Below are 16,053 nucleotides of genomic sequence, written 5' to 3' on the forward strand. Positions count from 1 at the left end.
CGCGGCAATTCGACACAGGAGTTCCGCATGGTCAACGTGTCCGAAGGCTTCGGGTCGAGCGTTCTCGGCTACCCCCGGATCGGTGCCCACCGGGAACTCAAGCGGGCTCTGGAGTCGTACTGGCGGGGCACGCTCACCCGCGACGAGCTGATCGCGACCGGCCGCGACATCCAGGAGCGGCAGTTCGCCGAGCTGGCCGCGACCGGGCTCACCCAGGTGCCGGGCAACACCTTCTCCTTCTACGACCACGTGCTGGACAACGCGCTGCTCTTCGGCGCCGTCCCGCGCCGCTTCGAGGAGGAGCGGAAGGACCTGCACCCGCTCGACTTCTACTTCCTGATGGCCCGCGGCCGCCCCGACCTCCCCCCGCTGGAGCTGGTCAGGTACTTCGGCACCAACTACCACTACCGCCAGCCCGAGCTGGACGCCGACACCGAGTTCTCACTGCACCCCGAGTACCTGCTGGACGAGTGGGACCGCGCCATGGCGCGCGGCATCGAGCTGCGCCCGGTGGTGCTCGGCCCGGTCTCGCTGCTGCTGCTCTCCAAGGCGGGCCACGTCCCCGGCGAGCCGGAGTTCGACACCCTGAGCCTGCTGGACCGGCTGCTCCCGTTCTACGAGCAGCTCTTCGAGCTGCTGGCCAAGCGCGGCTCCACCTGCGTGCAGCTGGACGAGCCGTGCTTCACCGGCGAGCGCACCCCCGCCGAGCTGGCCGCCTTCGAACTCGCCTACCAGCGGCTGGCCAAGGCGCCGCTGCGTCCGCGCATCCTGGTGACCGGGCAGTACGGCAACTTCGGTGAGGCGCTGCGGATCCTGGCGCAATCCGGGGTCGAGGCCATCGGGCTGGACCTGGCCACCTACCGGATCACCCCCGAGGAGCTGGCCGCCATTCCCGGCATCCGGCGCAAGCGGCTCTACGCGGGCGTCATCAGCGGGCTCAATGTCTGGCGCGCGGACCGCTACGTCACCCTGACGTATCTGCAGGAGCTCGCCAAGGTCTGCCCCGACCTGGTGGTCTCCACCGGAACCACGCTGCTGCACGTGCCCTACGACGTGCTCGCCGAGTACGACATCGAGGGCAATGTGGCCGACCGGCTCGCCTTCGCGAAGCAGAAGGTGGGCGAGGTCGTCTCGCTGGCGAAGGCGCTCACCGAGGGCCCGTCGGACCGGTGGCGCAAGCGCCCCACCGAGGTGCACTTCAAGCAGAAGCACGCGGTGCGCCAGCGGGTCTACGCCATCACCCCGGAGATGCGCACCCGCGAGCCGTACGCGGTGCGCCGCGAGGCCCAGCAGGAGGCGCTGAACCTGCCGCCGGTGCCCGCCACCACGCTCGGCTCCTTCCCGCAGACCGCGCGGCTGCGCCAGGCCAGGCACGACCTCGGCGCCGGCAAGATCTCCTACGAGGAGTACCGCAAGCAGGTCGAGGCCGAGATCGAGGCCACCATCCGGCTGCAGGAGGACATCGGCCTCGATGTGCTCGTGCACGGTGAGCACGAGCGCAACGACATGATCCAGTACTTCGCCGAGCTGCTCGACGGCTTCGCGACCACCCGCTTCGGCTGGGTCCAGGTGTACGGCTCGCGCTGCGTGCGGCCGCCGATCGTGTACGGCGACGTCTCCCGGCCGGGGCCGATGTCGGTGGAGTGGATCAGCTACGCGCAGTCGCTCACCGACCGCCCGGTCAAGGGCATGGTCACCGGCCCGGTGACCATGCTGGCCCGCTCCTTCGTGCGCCAGGACCAGCCGCTCTACGAGACCGCCGACCAGGTGGCGCTCGCCATCCGCGACGAACTCACCGACCTGGAGCGCGCGGGCATCAAGATTATCCAGGTGGACGAGCCGGCCATCCGTGAGCTGCTCCCGGCCCGCCCCGAGGGCCGCCCCGAGTACCTGCGCTGGGCCGTCGCCGCCTTCCGCCTGGCCACGTCGGGCATCCGCCCGGAGACCCAGATCCACACGCACATCGGCTACTCCGGCCGCGCCGAGGTGGTGCAGGCCATCGAGGAGCTCGACGCCGACGTCACCGCCATCATCGCCACCCGCTCCATCGAATGGGTGATCGACGCCCTCGCCGAGGACTACGCCACCGGCAACGGCCTCAGCCACGGCGTCGGCCCCGGCGTCTACGAGAGCCGCTCCGCCCGCATCCCGGATATCGACGAACTCGACGAGCAGCTCACCGCCGCCGCGAAGGCCGTCGGCGCCGAGCGGCTGTGGGCCAACCCCGACGGCGGGCTGAAGACCAGGCACTACTGGCAGCTCGACCCCTCGCTGCGGAACATGGTCGCCGCGGCGCGGCGGGTGCGGCGGCGGGTGCTCGCCGAGCCGGTCACCGCGGGCTGACGGTCACGGCTTCGGATCGCGCGCTCGCATCAGTTCGGCGAGGCGGGCGCTGAGCTTGCGGGCCGGTCCGGGCGGGCCGGGGGTGACGGCGGCTTCGGGGCGCACCGCGTAGCGGCGGATGTAGGCGCCCGCGAAGCCCTGCACGGTCGCCGTGACCGGGATGGCGAGCAGGGCGCCGGTGGGGCCGAGCAGCGCCGCACCGGCGAGCACGGCGCCGAAGGCGACGGCGGGGTGCATGTCGAGGGTGGTCGCGGTGATCCGCGGCTGCAGGACGTAGTTCTCGAACTGCTGGTAGAGCACGATGAAGCCGAGCAGCCAGAGCGCGGTGCCCGGGCCGTCCACCAGCGCGACGACGACCGGGAGCGCCCCCGCCAGGTACGTGCCGACGGTCGGCACGAACTGCGAGACCACGCCGACCCAGAGCGCGAGCGCGAAGGCCGACGGCACGTCGAGGGCGCGCATGGCGACGTAGTGCGCGAGCGTCGAAGCCAGGGCGAGCAGGCCGCGGGAGTAGATGTAGCCGCCGGTCTTCTCCACCGCGATATCCCACGCGCGCAACACATGTGCCTGCTTGGCCGGGGGAAGCAGGGAGCAGACGGCGTGCCGGAAGCGCGGGCCGTCGGCGGCGAAGTAGAAAGTGAAGAGCAGGATTCCGAGCCCCTGGAAGACCACGCCGACGGCGGTGGCGCCGATGCCCCAGACATTGCCCGCCAGCCCGACCAGGTACCCCTCGGCGGTCGAGCTCCACTCGGTGGCGTACTTCTGGATATCGGTGCCGGAGAGATTCTGGTGGAAGGTGCGGTTCACCCAGTCCACCACCTGGTCGGCGTAGTCCGGCGCGTTCTGCACCAGCGTCGTCGCCTGCGCGACCAGCAGCGCGCCCAGCGTCCAGCCGAAGCCGATCACGATGGCGAGCAGCGCCAGGAACACCAGCCCGGTCGCCGGGCCGCGCCGGAACCCGCGCGCGGCAAGCCAATTCACCGCCGGTTCGATGGCGAAGGCCAGGAACAGCGAGACCAGCAGCAGCGTCAGCAACCCCTGCAGCTTCTGCAGCGCCCAGAACCCGGCGATCAGCCCGGCGATGGTGGCGGCGCCGAGCAGGAACGCGCGCAGCAGCCAGGGTGGTGGTTCGCCGGGGTCGGGCTTGGTGGTGTCGCCGCTCTCCGGCGTCTGCTCAGCGGCCACAGCGCCGAAGGTACCGCTCAGATGGTGCCCGCGTCGATGACGAAGCGGTACTGCACGTCGCTGGCGACGACCCGGTCGTAGGCGGCGTCGATCTCGTCGGCGGAGATGAGCTCGATCTCCGCGCCGATCCCGTGCTTGGCGCAGAAGTTCAGCATCTCCTGGGTCTCGGCGATGCCGCCGATCATCGAGCCGGAGAGCGAGCGGCGGTAGCTGGCGAGCAGGTAGGGGCGGATGCTGGCGGGGTTCTCCGGGAGGCCGAGCGCGACGAGCGTGCCGTCCACCTTCAGCAGCTTGAGGTAGTTGTCGAGCGGGAGGTCGGCGGAGACGGTGTTGATGATCAGGTCGAAGCGGTTGCGCAGATCCTTGAAGGTCTGCTTCTCGGCGGTGGCGTAGTAGCCGGTGGCGCCGAGCCGGAGCCCGTCGTCGCGCTTGCGCAGCGACTGGCTGAGCACCGTCACCTCGGCGCCGAGCGCGGCGGCGATCTTCACCCCGACGTGCCCGAGCCCGCCCATGCCGATAATCGCCACCTGTTTGCCCGGTCCGGCGTTCCAGTGCCGCAGCGGCGAGTAGGTGGTGATGCCCGCGCAGAGCAGCGGGGCCGCGACATCCAGCCCGATCCCCTCGGGAATGGACAGCACGAAGTTCTCGGTGACCACGATCTGCGTCGAGTACCCGCCGAGCGTGACCCCGCCCGCCTGCACCGTCTCGGCCACGGGGGTGTTGTAGGTCATCACGGCGCCGCGCTCGCAGTACTGCTCGTTGCCGTCCAGGCAGGGGGCGCAGCGGCCGCAGGAGTCGACCATGCAGCCGACGCCGACCCGGTCGCCGACGCCGTGCCTGGTGACCGCCGAGCCGACCGCGGCAACGATGCCCGCGATCTCGTGACCGGGCACGCAGGGGTACTTGGCGCCGCCCCACTCGTTGCGCGCGGTGTGGATGTCGGAGTGGCAGATGCCCGCGTACTTGACGTCGATCAGGACGTCGTGCGGACCCAGGTCCCGGCGCTCGATGGTGACCTTCTCGAACGGGCCTTCGGGGCCGGACACGGCGTAGGCGGCAGCGGTGCTCATGCGTACATGCCTACCGTCGCATGCCGGGGTTTGCCAACCGGCCGCTCCGCTCGCCGGGTGCGGACCGCCGCCAGCGGCCACAATGGAGGTTTCGAGCCGGCCGGAGATGGGACGACCATGGACGACGGATGGCAGCAGCGCGAACCCGAGCGCGGCGGGCGTGGCGCCGCGCTCTTCCTGGTGGTGGCGCTGGCCATCGCCGGTTTCCTCGGCTTCCGGGCCGACCTGCTCGACAGTTTCGGTGGCCCGGATCGGGTGCCTGCCGAGGTCGCGCCGCCCGCGCCGCCGCTCGACCCGGCGTCGGTGGCGGCGACGGTCGGCCCCGCGCTGGTGAACATCGCGGTCACGCTGCGGCCGTTCGGCGCCGCCGCGGCGGGCTCCGGCATCGTGCTCGGCGCCGACGGCGAGGTGCTCACCAGCCACCACGTGGTCAAGGGCGCGGAGACGGTGCTGGTCACCGATGTGGGGACGGGTGTGGAGTACTCGGCGGAGGTGCTCGGCTACGACGCCACCGCGGATATCGCGCTGCTCGCGCTCACCGGCGCGGGCGGGCTGCCCACCGCGCGGCTCGGCTCCTCGGCCCGGCTGCGGCTGCGCGACGAGGTGCTCGCGCTCGGCAACGCGGGCGGCGTCGGCGGCACGCCGACCGCGGTCGCGGGGCGGATCACCGACTTGAACAGCACGATCGTCGCGCAGAACTCCGCCGACTACACCCGGCTCGCGCTGCGCGGCATGGTCGAGGTCGCGGCGGCGGTGACCGCGGGGCAGTCCGGCGGGGCGCTGGCCGATCGCAATGGCGAGGTGATCGGGGTGATCACCGCGGCCTCCGGGCGGGCCGAGGAGCCGCCGCCCGCCGGGCAGGTGCCGAACGGGTACGCGGTGCCGATCGACAAGGCCATGGCGGTGGTGCGGCAGATCCGCGCGGGGGTCTCCACGGGAACGGTGCACGTCGGCCCGACCGCCACGCTCGGCGTGCTGATCTCCGACGCGCCCGGCGGCGCCCGGCTGGACGTGGTGCTCTACGGCACCCCGGCCTGGAACGCCGGGCTCGCCGACGGCAGCGTGGTGGTGGCGGTGGACGGCCGCCCGGTCGCGGGCGCGAACGCGCTGCGCGCCGAGATCGACGCCAGGCGCCCGGCCGACGTGGTCCGGCTGGAGGTGCAGGAGAGCGCCGGGCGCCGGCTGGTCGAGGTGGTGCTGGCCGAGAGCCCGCCGCGCTGAGCGGTCAGGCCAGCGAGAGCCAGTAGTCCTGGAAGCGCAGGAAGACCAGGACCAGCACGGTCGCGTAGAAGACCGCGACGAAGGTCCAGCGCCACTCGGCCAGGATCCGCAGCGGCCCGGTGGAGCGGCCCCACAGCTGGTCGGTGACGACCGCGAGGAGCGGTGTGATGATCGCCCACACCACCAGGCAGTACGGGCAGAGCGCATTGATCCGGTACAGGCTCTGGAAGATCAGCCAGCCGACGAAGCTCGAGCCGAGCAGGGTGCCGAGCCAGAGCCCGCCCCAGACCCAGCGCGGGAAGCCGACGCCCGCCACCGAGAGCAATCCGAGCGTCACCACGACGGAGAAGCCGACCACGCCGATCAGCGGGTTGGGGAAGCCGAAGATCGCCGCCTGGTCGGTGACCATCACCGAGCCGCAGGAGAGCACCGGGTTGAAGCTGCACGACGGCGTGTAGCCGGGGTCGGTGAAGAGCTTGAAGCGCTCCACGGTCAGCGCGACCGCCGCCAGCCAGCCGAGCAGGCCGCCGAGCAGCAGGATCCAGGCCGACCGGGGCGGGGCCGCGGTCACTGCGCGGCGGTGATCGCGCCGGCCAGCTGGTCCGGGGTGACCTGGGTGCCGTTCACGAACACCGACGGGGTGGACTGCACGCCGCCGTTCAGGGTGTCGTCGGTGCGGGCCGCGACGTACTTGTCGTAGGTGCGGTCGGCGATGCACTGCTCGATCGACGGGTCGGTGTACCCGACGGCCTGCGCGATCTGCAGCAGCGAGGCGTCCGGCAGCCCGGCGGTGCCCTCGGCCGGCTGCTGGGCGTACATGGTCTTCAGCCAGCTCTGGAACTTGGCCGGGTCGGTGCCGGCGACGCAGTAGGCGGCGTTGGCGGCGCGCGAGGAGTACTCGGTGCTGGAGGCGCGGTCCAGGAAGGCGATGATGTTGTACTCGACCGCGGCGGTGCCGTTGCTCACCGCGTCCTCGAGGACCTGCCCGTACTGGGCCTCGAAGGCCTTGCAGGCGGGGCACTGCAGGTCGGCGACGAGCCGCACGGTGGTCTTCGCCTCCGGCTTGCCGATGCGGATGTAGCCGCTGTCGGTGATGGTGCCGGTGATGCCCGCCGGGTTCTGCGGGGCGGTGGCGGCGATGGTGGGGGTCGGCCCCTCGTCGTTGTTCGCGGCGTTCTTCAGCGCGATGCCGATGCCGATGGCGGCCACCAGCCCGACCAGCACGACGGCGACCGCGACCTGGATGAGGAGCTTGCGCCTGCGGTCGGCGCGCTCCGCGGCCGCCAGCGGATTGTTGCTTCCCTTGCTCACCGTGCGTTCACCACGCCTTTCGTCCGGCTTCCGATCGCTGCCGCACCGATCGTAGTGCCGCGTCGGGAACGCGGGCCGGGGGCATCGCGACCCATCCTGGCGCAGGGAGCTGAGAGTTTCCGTAGTCGAACGGGGGTGGGCGGGGTGCCCTTGGTCACCGATCAGGTGTCACAGGCCGTCCCGTCGCCGTCCCGGTCGAGTTCGCTGCGGTAGCCGGGCTCGCCGCGGTGCAGCGGTGCCGCGCCCGCCGCGCGTGCCGCCGCGCAGTTCCTGTAGTACGCGCTCGGGGCCGGTGCAGGTGCCTGCGGGACCTGCGGGGCCTCGATCCGCGGCGGTGCGGGGATGGCGACGGTGGTCGTCGGCACGATCACGATCGGCGGCGGGGCCGGTACCCGCGTCGTTGTGGTCGGCACCGGCGGCGTGGTCGTCGGAGCCGGGGTGGTGGTCGTCGGCGCGACCGAGGTGGTCGTCGGCACCACCGACGTCGTGCTGCTCGCCACCGCCGTCGTGCTCGACGACTGCGTGCCACTCACCGCCCGCTGCGACGCCTCCTCACCCCCGCACCCCACCGCGGTCAACACCGCGAACCCGGCCAGCCCGATCCCGATCCCGCGCAGAGTCCCCATCGCCCGATCGTGGCATTCCGGGCGAGCCCGGCACCCCCGTTCGCCCCGCGATGCGGGCGACGCCCGCGAACCGGTCGGTACGCCCCCTACGCCTTCTCCAACCTCTCCAACTGCTCGGCGACGTCGAACTGAGCGGCGGGCCAGTGCAGGTCGAGGGCGGTGAGGGCGTCGATGAGGAGCTCGGTGACGGCGAGGCGGGAGTACCACTTGCGATCCGAGGGGATGACGTGCCACGGCGCGTGCTCGGTGCTGGTGCGGTCGAGCATGGCCTGGTAGGCGTCCTGGTACTGCGGCCAGTAGGCGCGCTCGTCGATATCGCTGGGGTTGAACTTCCAGTACTTCTCCGGGCGCTGCAGCCGCTCGCGGAGCCGCTTCTTCTGCTCGTCCAGGGAGACGAACATGGCGACCTTGACCACCGTGGTCCCCTCGTCCACCAGCCCGCGCTCGAACTCGTTGATCTCGTCGTAGCGCGGCTCCCACTCGGTGGGCGGCACCAGGTCGTGCACCCGGACCACGAGGACGTCCTCGTAGTGCGAGCGGTCGAAGACGCCGAGCTGGCCGCCGCGCGGCAGCGCCTTGCGAATCCGCCAGAGGTAGTGGTGGCGCTGCTCCTCGGGGGTCGGTACGCCGAAGGAGGCGTGGTCGACGCCCTGCGGGTCCACCGAGCCGATCACGTGCCGGACGATGCCGCCCTTGCCCGCGGTGTCCATGCCCTGCAGCACCAGCAGCACATTGCGGTGGTCGCCGGAGCGGCCGTTGGCGTAGAGCTTCTCCTGCAGCGCGGAGAGCACCTCGGTGCGCTCGGCGAGCAGCTGCTGCCCGGCCACCTTGTCGCCGGTGAAGCCCGGCGTCGCCGAGGTGTCCAGATCGGCGACGCGCAGGCCGTCGGCGCGCAGCGCTTCGGCGGCGGGTGTTGTCCATTTCGGCGACATCCCCCACACCTACCACGCGCGCGGCCCCGGTCAGCGGATCTGGGCCAGCCTGGTCAGCTGCGCGGCGAATTCCGCGTCGTCGACCGGGGTCAGGGTGAGGTCGTGCGCGGTGGTGAGCAGGTACCGGCCGTCGCCGCTGAGATCGAGCCAGCTGCGGTGCCTGGTCGGCGGCGACATGGGGTCGTCCGGCGCGACCGTGACGGTGACGAAGCCGCGGCCGTCCACCGGGCGGCGCAGCATCTTCCGGAAGCGGGCCGCGCCCTGGTCCGGTTCGGCGGTGGGGGCGGCGCCGGGGCGGGCGCCGGAGCCGAAGGTCTCGGCGTGGCCGTGCAGCACCGCGTCCTGCGGTTCGCGCAGCGCCGGGTTGCGGCCCGCCCGCGCCGAGCCGATCAGCTGCACCAGCTGCTCGCCGAGCGTGCGGGCATGGCACATGACCACCGTGACCCGCTTCGGGTCGGCGGCGACGATGCTGGCGTGGTGGTGCACCACGGCGGCGTAGAGCAGGATCCGCTCGGTGTGCGGGGCGCTCCCGTTGTTCCTGCCGCGCACGGTGCGCTCGCCGGAGACGGTGACCGTGGTGGCGTCCGGGCGGGCGCAGACCATGAGCGCGGCGGCCAGGTCGGGGTCGGCCTGGCGCGGGAAGCGCTGCGGGAGCCGCAGTGCGGCGTGCTCGCGTTCGCTGCGCGCGGTGCCTGCCGGCGCCATGTTGATGGGGTACGGCCGCCGGTCCAGCCCGGTCTCGTTCTCCCAGACGTAGCTGAACTCGTCCGGGGCGAGCACCCACTTCACCGCGCGCCGTCCGGGCCGGGGGGCGGGGCGGTGAAGCGGGGGACCGCGTCGCCGGTGGCGGGCATGGTGGGGGTGTAGACGTGGGTCATGGTGTCCTGCGCGTCGGCGAGCGCCGTCGCGGCGAGCATCTCGTACTCCATGCGCCTGCGGCCGCCGTGTACCGCCTCGGCCACCGGGTCCGGCAGCGCCAGGTACTCCGGGGGCGGGACGATGGCGGCGCGGACCGTCTGTGCCGCCTCGGCATTCAGCTCCAGCAGCCGCTGGATGGTGCGGCAGACGTCGCTCGCCGCGCTGCCCGCGGCGGTGAACTCCCTGGTCGCGGCGGCGGCGGTGGCGGCGGAGTGGCCGGACCAGCGGGCGAAGAGCGGTGCGGTGGCGTCGGTGAAGGACTGGAAGGCCGCGCCGAGCGCGTCCGCGGCGTCCTGCCAGCCGGTGGCGGTGCGGCCGAGCGCCGCCGGGTCGAGCTGCTCGTGCACCCGCTCCCAGATCTCGCGGTGCGGGTAGCCGGCGAAGCGCTCCCGGACCGGGGCGTAGGGCGGGTCGGTGGCGCCGGCGCCGCTCAGTGCGCGGCTGCGCACCCCGATGGCGTCGGCGGCGGCCCTGGCCGCGTGGTCGGCCATGGTCCCGCCTCAGTTCCCCGCCGCGGTGGAACCGCCGGGCCGCGCGACGGGCCCGCGTAACTTGCCTCTGCCCGGCGCGTTTCGACCGCGGCGGTTCACGATCTGCCCCCCGCCAGGGCGAAGGCCGCGCCCGCGGCCGCCTCGGCATCGGCGAAGCGGCGGCCCGCCGCGAGGTAGGCGGCCTTGTAGAACAGCGCCGTCTGCTGGAACGCGGTCACGGTGGCCAGGAACTCCTGCCCCTTCGCGCCGAAACCGCGGGCGAGCCCGGTGCCGGTGGGGAGGGCGGGGAAACCGCGCACGGTGTCCAGCCCCTGCCCGCGCTCGGCGATCCGCCCCAGCTCGGCGACGAGGTCGTCGCAGGCCGCGGCGAGCCCGCTCGCGACATCCTCGTCCAGCGCGACCACCCCGGGGTCGCCCTCCTTCGCCGCGGCGTAGAGCGCGCGCGCCGCCGACTGCCCGGTATCCGGAATTCCCATGTGCCCCACCCCTCTGGCGTTACCCCTGCTCATCCGCACTGTACCGGCGGGTACGCAGCCGTGGCCGGCGGAGCACGCGGGTGCCGGGTGATCTGGCGCACCGGGCCTGTCGCCTAGACTGGCGCCGATCGCCGAGGGGGAGGGGAATCGTGAGCGAGGCTGCCGAAAATCCGGCGCTGCCCAAGTACCTGCAGATCGCCGGGCACTTCGCCGCCCGCATCGAGGAGGGTGAGCTGCCGCCGGGCGCCGAGGTGCCGTCGGAGCGCGAGCTGGCGGCGCAGTGGGGCGTCGCGCGGCTCACCGCCAATAAGGCGCTGCGCGAGCTGCGCCGGCTGGGGCTGATCGAAACCCGGCCGCAGTCGGGGAGTTTCGTGGTCGAGCGGGCGGTGGCGGCCATCGCCCGCGACGACCCGGGGCTACACCTGGGTTACCCGGGGGAGGGGTATCGCTGGCCCGCGCTCGGGGCCACCCCGGATGTGGTGGCCGATGCCGAGCCCGGGCTGGCCGGCGGCGCCGTCACCGACCCCGCCGTGCGGCTGCTGCGGGCGGGCGTCGAACCCGCGCCGGACTCGCTGCGCGCGGAGTTCCCCGGCCCCGGCTCGCCGGTGGCGCGAGTTCGGCTGGTACGCGGCGATTCCGGGGTCGCGGCGCTGGTGACCTCGTGGTTCGCGCCCGGCCTCGCGGAGCGGGCGCCGCTGCTCGCGCGCGACGAGGCGCTGCCGGGTGGCTCCGGGCGGTACCTGGCCGAGGTGGCGGGCGTGCGGGTGGCATTCGGCCACGACCGGGTCACCGCGCGGCTGGCGGGCGCCTTCGAACGGCAGCATCTCGGGCTGCCCGAGCCGGCCGCGGTGCTCGTGCGCCGCTCCGCCCGGTACACCGCCGACGGCGCGCTGGTGCGGGTGGATGACGTTGTCCAGCAACCGGACCGCTGGTTCGCGGTCTGACGCGCCGACGACACGCCGTTACCGCATTGACACCACCCGGGGCACCGCTGGAACAATCCACATGGGCTCTGGCGCAGCCCGTCCAAGGGGAGTGGGGAGGGGTGCCATGTTCGATCCATTGACCGGCGGCGGGTGGTTGATCGTCGACGAGCGGTGCGTGGTGCGGCTCGGGCGGGAGGTCAGGCCGGGGTATGTGACGTTCGTGTTCGAGGGTGGGGCAGGCGAAGTCGAGATCACCTTCGCGCCCGGCATCCTGCGCCGCATGCTGAATTTGAGCGGGAGCTAGGCGGGGCGGGTCGCGCTGACGTATTGGAGGAGGCGGTGGATCTGCTGGTCTATGTCGGTTAGGCCTGCTTCGGCGAAGAGGGTGGGGAAGGTTGCCGTGTCGAAGACGCGCAGGCCGCCCGCGCCTCCGACGGCCGTGCTCACGGTGCCGAACCAGCCGGGGGTGCGGTGGCTGGTGCTGATCGCGATCCGGCCGCCAGGGGCGAGCACCCGGATCATCTCGCGGGTGGCGCGGATCGGGTCGGGGATCAGGTAGAGCGCGCCGAAGCAGCAGACGGCGTCGAAGGTGCCGTCGGCGAAGGGGAGGGTGCGGGCGTCGCCGCGGACGTAGCCGGCGCGGGGAGCGGCGTTGTCGCGGATGGCCTGGGCGAGCATGGGTTCGGAGTAGTCGAGGCCGACCACGACCCCTTCGCCGGTCAGCTCCCGGCTCAGGTGCCTGGTGAAATTGCCGGGGCCGCAGGCCAGGTCGAGTACCCGCTTGGGGCCGGAGAGCCGCAGGGTGCGGACCGCGTCGCGGCGGTCCGTATCCATGCTGCGGCCGCTGGCCAGGTAGAACAGCGCGGGGCGCCACGCTCGCTCGTAGACGGCGGCGAGCGCGGGCGCGTTCATGGTGCGGCGGGCGAGGTTCACCGGACGGGCTCGACCTCGATGGTCATCCCGGCCCTGCGCAGCCGGTCGGTGAGGGCATCGCCGACGGCGGCGGCGGGGGTGAGGATGCCGGTCAGCTCGCTCTGCTTCTTCCGGTCGAAGGCCAGCGCCAGCCCGGTCTCGGCGAACATCACGGCGGTGGCCTGGTAGCCGGGGTCGCCCTTGCCCTCGAAGGTGGCCAGGTAGGTGGTGCCGGAGGTGGTGTCGGCGTAGGTCTTCATCCGGAACCAGCCGTTCACCCTGGTCTTCTCGCTGGGGCCGGTGCCTGGCGCGGGCAGTACGGTGTCGAGCACCTTGCGGCCCACCGCAGAGCGGCTCAGCAGCGCGGTGGTCGCCACGCCGGCGACGGTGCCGCCCGCGAGCGCTGCCGCGGCGACGGGGGCCAGCGGGGAGCGGCCCGCGCTCATCACCTCGCGGTATCGGAAGTTCTTGCCGTACACCCAGCCGAGCAGGCCATTGCTGCGGCGCACGATCTTGGTGTTGTGCGCCGCCATGACGAAGGTGCCGACCCAGCCGGGCAGCCCGGGGTGGATGGCGCTGGCGCGCTGCAGCGTCTGGTCGGTCTGCCTGCCGACCTTCGGCTCGCGCTCGGTGTCGGGGCTCAGCGCGTACGGGTGCGTGAGGAGCTTGGCCTTGGCCGGGTCGGTAGCGGCCTCCTCGACCATGGCGCGCAGCGAGTCCACGGTGCCGCCGCTGACCCCGCCCTTCACCGCGGCGATCAGGGTGACGTCGGTGAGCTCGCCGGCATTGTCCGCGACCGTCCGCTTGTACAGCTGGTACACGCTGAGATCGGAGGGCACCGAGTCGTAGCCGCAGGAGTTCACGATCTTGGCGCCGCTGGCCACCGCGACCTCCTGGTACCGGTCGATGGCCTCGCGGACGAAGGACACCTCGCCGGTCAGGTCGCCATAGTGGGTGCCCGCGTGCGCGCAGGCCGCCACCAGCGGCATGCCGTAGCGCAGGTACGGCCCGACGGTGGTGAGCACCGCGGTGGTCCTGGCGACCATGGCGTTCAGCGAGGACGGGTCGTTCACATCCGCCTCGATCAGCTCCCACTCCGCCGCGACCGGCCCGAGCCCGCTCCGCACCTGCTCCAGCTTGCTCCTGGTGCGCCCGGCCAGCCCGATCCGGGCGCCCGCGGGGGCGGCTTTGGTGAGGTACTCGGCGATGATCTTGCCGACGAAGCCGGTAGCGCCGAAGAGCACCAGGTCGAGTTCACGGGTTTCGGGCATGGGTGCGGATTCCCCTTCGATGGTTCGGACAGGTCAGGAGCGCTTGGCCCGGCGGCGCGCGGCGGGCGGGGGCGGGGTGGTCGGGCGCCCGGCCGGGCGCTCGGCCAGCCAGGCGTGGTGTGCCTTGCCGAGCTCGGTCACCGGCGGCTCGTCGTAGAGCCACTCGCGGGCCACCCGGTGCCAGTTCGCGGTGCAGCCGAGCTGGCCGAGCATGCCGAAGGTGAGGAAGTCGGCGCGCCGGGAGAACAGGTGCTCCGGCGGCAGGTTCTGCTGCTTCATGCCGGTGAACTCGCCGGCCCGCGGATCCACCGCGAGCAGGAAGGCGCCGCTGGCCAGCTCGGGGGTGATGGTGAGCTCCTCGTCGATCAGACACCACTCGGAGGCGGAGAGCACGTACTCCAGACACTCCTCGGCGCCGATCTCCTCCGGAGAGTCGATCACGCCGCGCTGGATCATGAGCTCGCGGAGATCCTCGGCGCGCTCCTCGGCGGCGGCGCGCAGGCAGGTGATCTCGAACCGCACGTGGTCGGCGTCCATCCGGTTGTACAGCCCGAAGTCGAGGAAGCCGACCCGGCCGTCCGCCGCGAGCAGCACATTGCCGGGATGCGGATCGCCGCAGAACTCGCCGAAGGTGAAGAGCGACCCCATGTAGAAGCGGTAGATGATCTCGCCGATCCGGTTCCGCTCGGCCTCCGGTAGCCCGCGCACCTCGTCGAAGCCGCGGCCGTCGATGTACTCGCTGACCAGCACCCGGGTGGTGCTCAGCTCCGGGACGGCGTGCGGCACCACGATGAACGGGTGGTCGGCGTAGAGCGCGGCGATCTGCTGCTGGGTGCGCGCCTCGGCCCGGTAGTCGAGTTCGCCCTCCATATTGAGCCGCAGCTCGTCCAGGACCGCGGGCGTCACCCAGGGCATGGCCGACTGCAGCACCTTGCGGAACATGGCCAGGTTCTTGAGGTCGGCGCGGACCGCGGCGTCGATCCCGGGGTACTGCACCTTCACCGCGACCCGGCGGCCGTCGTGCAGCACGCCGAGGTACACCTGACCGATCGAGGCCGCCGCCACCGGCTCGGTGCCGAACTCGGCGAAGATCTCGCCGAGCGGCCTGCCCAGATCCTCCTCGATCACCGCGCGCATGGCGGCGAAGGAGACGGTCGGCGCGGCATTGCGCAGCACGGCGAGGCGCTGCTGGAACCGCTCCCGGTGCTCCTCCGGCACCAGGTCGAGGTCGAGCACCGACATCATCTGGCCCAGCTTCATGGCGACGCCCTTCATGGTGCCGAGCACCATGACCACCTGCTCGGTGGTGCGGATCATCGACTCCTCGGCCATCTTGGCGCGCACCGCCTCGGAGCGGCCGCGCATGGAGAGCCGGGTGCGCCGCGAGCGGATCATGGAACCGGCGGCGACCGCGCCGAGCTTGGTGCCGCGCGCGAGCCGGGACGTCGGCACGTGCTTCGCCATCGAGTACCTCCGTTGGTGCCCGCGCGGTGACATGGGCCACCCGCTCGGAATCAGCCTAACCGGAGCCGCCGACGTGTCGAGAATGTCTGTGACCCGGGCCACTCCAACGAAGTTACCGGTCGGTTCTACGACTGCGGCGGGTCCGGCAGGACGTGCGGCTGCGCGGCGAAGGCCGCCCGCGAGCCGCCGGCCCGCGCCATGCCCTCGATGGCGCTCCAGGTCATCATGGTCAGGTAGTCGATGACCTGCTCGCGGTCCATGGTCTTGTGCGTGGTCCACCAGTGCGTGGCCAGCTGGATGCCGCCGACCAGCACATACGACCAGAGCATGGCGCCCTCGGTGTCGATGCCCTTCTCGGTGGCGCGGTCGGTGATCACCGCGGCGACCACCTCGGCGAAGAGCCGCTCGAACTCGGCGAGCGAGGACTGGTCCGCCGAGCCGTTGCCCATGATGAAGCGGTAGACCTCGGGGTCCTCGTCGACGGTGCCGACGTACTCCGCGAGCGCGGAGCGGACCAGCTGGTACTCGTCCGCGTCCAGGCTGATCGCGCCGTAGACCTTCGGCATCAGGGTGGTCTCGATGAAGCGCTGCATGGTGGCCCGGACCAGGTCGTTCTTGTCCGAGAAGTAGCGGTAGAGCACCGTCTTGGAGACGCCGATCTCGGCGGCGATCTCGTCCATTCCGGCGGTGCTGCCGCGCACCCGGACGGCGGCGAGCGTGCCGTCGACGAGTTCTTCGCGGCGGTCGATCTTGTGCTGGCGCCAGCGGCGTTTCCGGCCGTCCATCCGGCCGGTCCGCACCGCCGACGGTCGATCGGTCACTTCGCCGAGTTCGACGAGGTCTTCGGTGGACAGCGTGACTCCTCGGTCGTGTTGTCGGATGCTCGTGGTGCCGGTGCGGCCTCCAG

At 72.2% G+C, this 16,053-nt stretch carries 17 protein-coding genes; 4 read left to right on the forward strand and 13 right to left on the reverse strand.

Translation table 11 applies throughout. The features are described 5' to 3' along the window. Positions 1 to 27: 27 nt before the first annotated feature. The gene (metE, locus tag AB0H71_RS11225; RefSeq protein WP_357018060.1) at positions 28 to 2,343 is read left to right on the forward strand and encodes a 5-methyltetrahydropteroyltriglutamate--homocysteine S-methyltransferase; all 2,316 of its coding nucleotides are present in this window, start codon (positions 28 to 30) and stop codon (positions 2,341 to 2,343) included. 3 nt (positions 2,344 to 2,346) lie between these two features. Here the strand turns inward: metE and AB0H71_RS11230 are convergent, their stop codons facing one another. Together AB0H71_RS11230 and AB0H71_RS11235 are read right to left on the reverse strand one after the other, a co-directional pair. After that, positions 2,347 to 3,528, reverse strand: coding sequence for an AI-2E family transporter (locus AB0H71_RS11230; protein WP_357018062.1), 1,182 nt, complete (start codon positions 3,526 to 3,528; stop codon positions 2,347 to 2,349). A 17-nt stretch (positions 3,529 to 3,545) separates the two neighbouring features. Next, positions 3,546 to 4,598, reverse strand: a complete 1,053-nt coding sequence (locus tag AB0H71_RS11235) for an NAD(P)-dependent alcohol dehydrogenase (RefSeq protein ID WP_357018064.1) — start codon at positions 4,596 to 4,598, stop codon at positions 3,546 to 3,548. 117 nt (positions 4,599 to 4,715) lie between these two features. On the opposite strand from AB0H71_RS11235, the gene AB0H71_RS11240 reads away from it, so the two are divergent. After that, positions 4,716 to 5,819 (forward strand): trypsin-like peptidase domain-containing protein, encoded by a 1,104-nt coding sequence (locus AB0H71_RS11240; protein ID WP_357018067.1) that lies wholly within the window; start codon positions 4,716 to 4,718, stop codon positions 5,817 to 5,819. Between the two features lie 4 nt (positions 5,820 to 5,823). Here the strand turns inward: AB0H71_RS11240 and AB0H71_RS11245 are convergent, their stop codons facing one another. From AB0H71_RS11245 to AB0H71_RS11275, 7 genes are all read right to left on the reverse strand, one after another. Beyond that, complete coding sequence (locus AB0H71_RS11245; RefSeq protein WP_357018070.1) at positions 5,824 to 6,390, reverse strand: vitamin K epoxide reductase family protein; 567 nt, start codon at positions 6,388 to 6,390, stop codon at positions 5,824 to 5,826. Then, positions 6,387 to 7,130 carry a thioredoxin domain-containing protein gene (locus AB0H71_RS11250; protein WP_357018073.1) on the reverse strand — a complete coding sequence of 248 codons (744 nt, stop codon included), beginning with the start codon at positions 7,128 to 7,130 and terminating at the stop codon, positions 6,387 to 6,389. The genes AB0H71_RS11245 and AB0H71_RS11250 overlap by 4 nt, the downstream gene beginning before the upstream one ends. 161 nt (positions 7,131 to 7,291) lie before the next feature. Beyond that, the gene (locus AB0H71_RS11255; RefSeq protein WP_357018075.1) at positions 7,292 to 7,756 is read right to left on the reverse strand and encodes an excalibur calcium-binding domain-containing protein; all 465 of its coding nucleotides are present in this window, start codon (positions 7,754 to 7,756) and stop codon (positions 7,292 to 7,294) included. Positions 7,757 to 7,842: 86 nt separating this feature from the next. Next, positions 7,843 to 8,688: a polyphosphate kinase 2 family protein gene (locus AB0H71_RS11260; RefSeq protein ID WP_357018078.1), complete on the reverse strand. Its 846-nt coding sequence runs from the start codon at positions 8,686 to 8,688 to the stop codon at positions 7,843 to 7,845. 30 nt (positions 8,689 to 8,718) lie between these two features. Then, positions 8,719 to 9,477, reverse strand: a complete 759-nt coding sequence (locus AB0H71_RS11265) for an ESX secretion-associated protein EspG (protein ID WP_357018080.1) — start codon at positions 9,475 to 9,477, stop codon at positions 8,719 to 8,721. Then, the gene (locus AB0H71_RS11270) at positions 9,474 to 10,097 is read right to left on the reverse strand and encodes a hypothetical protein (RefSeq protein ID WP_357018083.1); all 624 of its coding nucleotides are present in this window, start codon (positions 10,095 to 10,097) and stop codon (positions 9,474 to 9,476) included. The genes AB0H71_RS11265 and AB0H71_RS11270 overlap by 4 nt, the downstream gene beginning before the upstream one ends. 95 nt (positions 10,098 to 10,192) lie before the next feature. Beyond that, the gene (locus tag AB0H71_RS11275; RefSeq protein ID WP_357018086.1) at positions 10,193 to 10,573 is read right to left on the reverse strand and encodes a hypothetical protein; all 381 of its coding nucleotides are present in this window, start codon (positions 10,571 to 10,573) and stop codon (positions 10,193 to 10,195) included. A 149-nt stretch (positions 10,574 to 10,722) separates the two neighbouring features. Between AB0H71_RS11275 and AB0H71_RS11280 the strand changes: the two genes are divergently transcribed. Beyond that, the gene (locus tag AB0H71_RS11280) at positions 10,723 to 11,517 is read left to right on the forward strand and encodes a GntR family transcriptional regulator (RefSeq protein WP_357018089.1); all 795 of its coding nucleotides are present in this window, start codon (positions 10,723 to 10,725) and stop codon (positions 11,515 to 11,517) included. A 106-nt stretch (positions 11,518 to 11,623) separates the two neighbouring features. Further along, positions 11,624 to 11,803, forward strand: a complete 180-nt coding sequence (locus tag AB0H71_RS11285; protein WP_357018091.1) for a hypothetical protein — start codon at positions 11,624 to 11,626, stop codon at positions 11,801 to 11,803. Here AB0H71_RS11285 and AB0H71_RS11290 read toward each other — a convergent pair. The 4 genes from AB0H71_RS11290 to AB0H71_RS11305 form a co-directional block, all read right to left on the reverse strand. Further along, a complete protein-coding gene (locus AB0H71_RS11290; RefSeq protein WP_357018094.1) occupies positions 11,800 to 12,432 on the reverse strand; it encodes a class I SAM-dependent methyltransferase in 633 nt (210 codons plus the stop codon). The genes AB0H71_RS11285 and AB0H71_RS11290 overlap by 4 nt on opposite strands. Further along, positions 12,429 to 13,682 carry a saccharopine dehydrogenase NADP-binding domain-containing protein gene (locus AB0H71_RS11295; protein WP_357018097.1) on the reverse strand — a complete coding sequence of 418 codons (1,254 nt, stop codon included), beginning with the start codon at positions 13,680 to 13,682 and terminating at the stop codon, positions 12,429 to 12,431. The genes AB0H71_RS11290 and AB0H71_RS11295 overlap by 4 nt, the downstream gene beginning before the upstream one ends. 33 nt (positions 13,683 to 13,715) lie before the next feature. Further along, complete coding sequence (locus tag AB0H71_RS11300) at positions 13,716 to 15,146, reverse strand: AarF/ABC1/UbiB kinase family protein (RefSeq protein ID WP_357018100.1); 1,431 nt, start codon at positions 15,144 to 15,146, stop codon at positions 13,716 to 13,718. A 125-nt stretch (positions 15,147 to 15,271) separates the two neighbouring features. Beyond that, entirely contained in the window at positions 15,272 to 15,967 is a 696-nt protein-coding gene (locus AB0H71_RS11305; protein ID WP_357018103.1) for a TetR/AcrR family transcriptional regulator, read from the reverse strand. Positions 15,968 to 16,053 lie beyond the last annotated feature (86 nt).

It is taken from the genome of Nocardia sp. NPDC050697, from assembly GCF_040654395.1.
Lineage (GTDB): Bacteria > Actinomycetota > Actinomycetes > Mycobacteriales > Mycobacteriaceae > Nocardia.

What these genes read in the sequence shown, in the direction of transcription:
- metE (WP_357018060.1), top strand. Translation starts at nt 28, where the DNA reads ATGGTCAACGTGTCCGAAGGCTTCGGGTCGAGCGTTCTCGGCTACCCC.
- AB0H71_RS11235 (WP_357018064.1), bottom strand. Translation starts at nt 4,598, where the DNA reads ATGAGCACCGCTGCCGCCTACGCCGTGTCCGGCCCCGAAGGCCCGTTC.
- AB0H71_RS11240 (WP_357018067.1), top strand. Translation starts at nt 4,716, where the DNA reads ATGGACGACGGATGGCAGCAGCGCGAACCCGAGCGCGGCGGGCGTGGC.
- AB0H71_RS11255 (WP_357018075.1), bottom strand. Translation starts at nt 7,756, where the DNA reads ATGGGGACTCTGCGCGGGATCGGGATCGGGCTGGCCGGGTTCGCGGTG.
- AB0H71_RS11260 (WP_357018078.1), bottom strand. Translation starts at nt 8,688, where the DNA reads ATGTCGCCGAAATGGACAACACCCGCCGCCGAAGCGCTGCGCGCCGAC.
- AB0H71_RS11270 (WP_357018083.1), bottom strand. Translation starts at nt 10,097, where the DNA reads ATGGCCGACCACGCGGCCAGGGCCGCCGCCGACGCCATCGGGGTGCGC.
- AB0H71_RS11275 (WP_357018086.1), bottom strand. Translation starts at nt 10,573, where the DNA reads ATGGGAATTCCGGATACCGGGCAGTCGGCGGCGCGCGCGCTCTACGCC.
- AB0H71_RS11285 (WP_357018091.1), top strand. Translation starts at nt 11,624, where the DNA reads ATGTTCGATCCATTGACCGGCGGCGGGTGGTTGATCGTCGACGAGCGG.
- AB0H71_RS11295 (WP_357018097.1), bottom strand. Translation starts at nt 13,682, where the DNA reads ATGCCCGAAACCCGTGAACTCGACCTGGTGCTCTTCGGCGCTACCGGC.
- AB0H71_RS11300 (WP_357018100.1), bottom strand. Translation starts at nt 15,146, where the DNA reads ATGGCGAAGCACGTGCCGACGTCCCGGCTCGCGCGCGGCACCAAGCTC.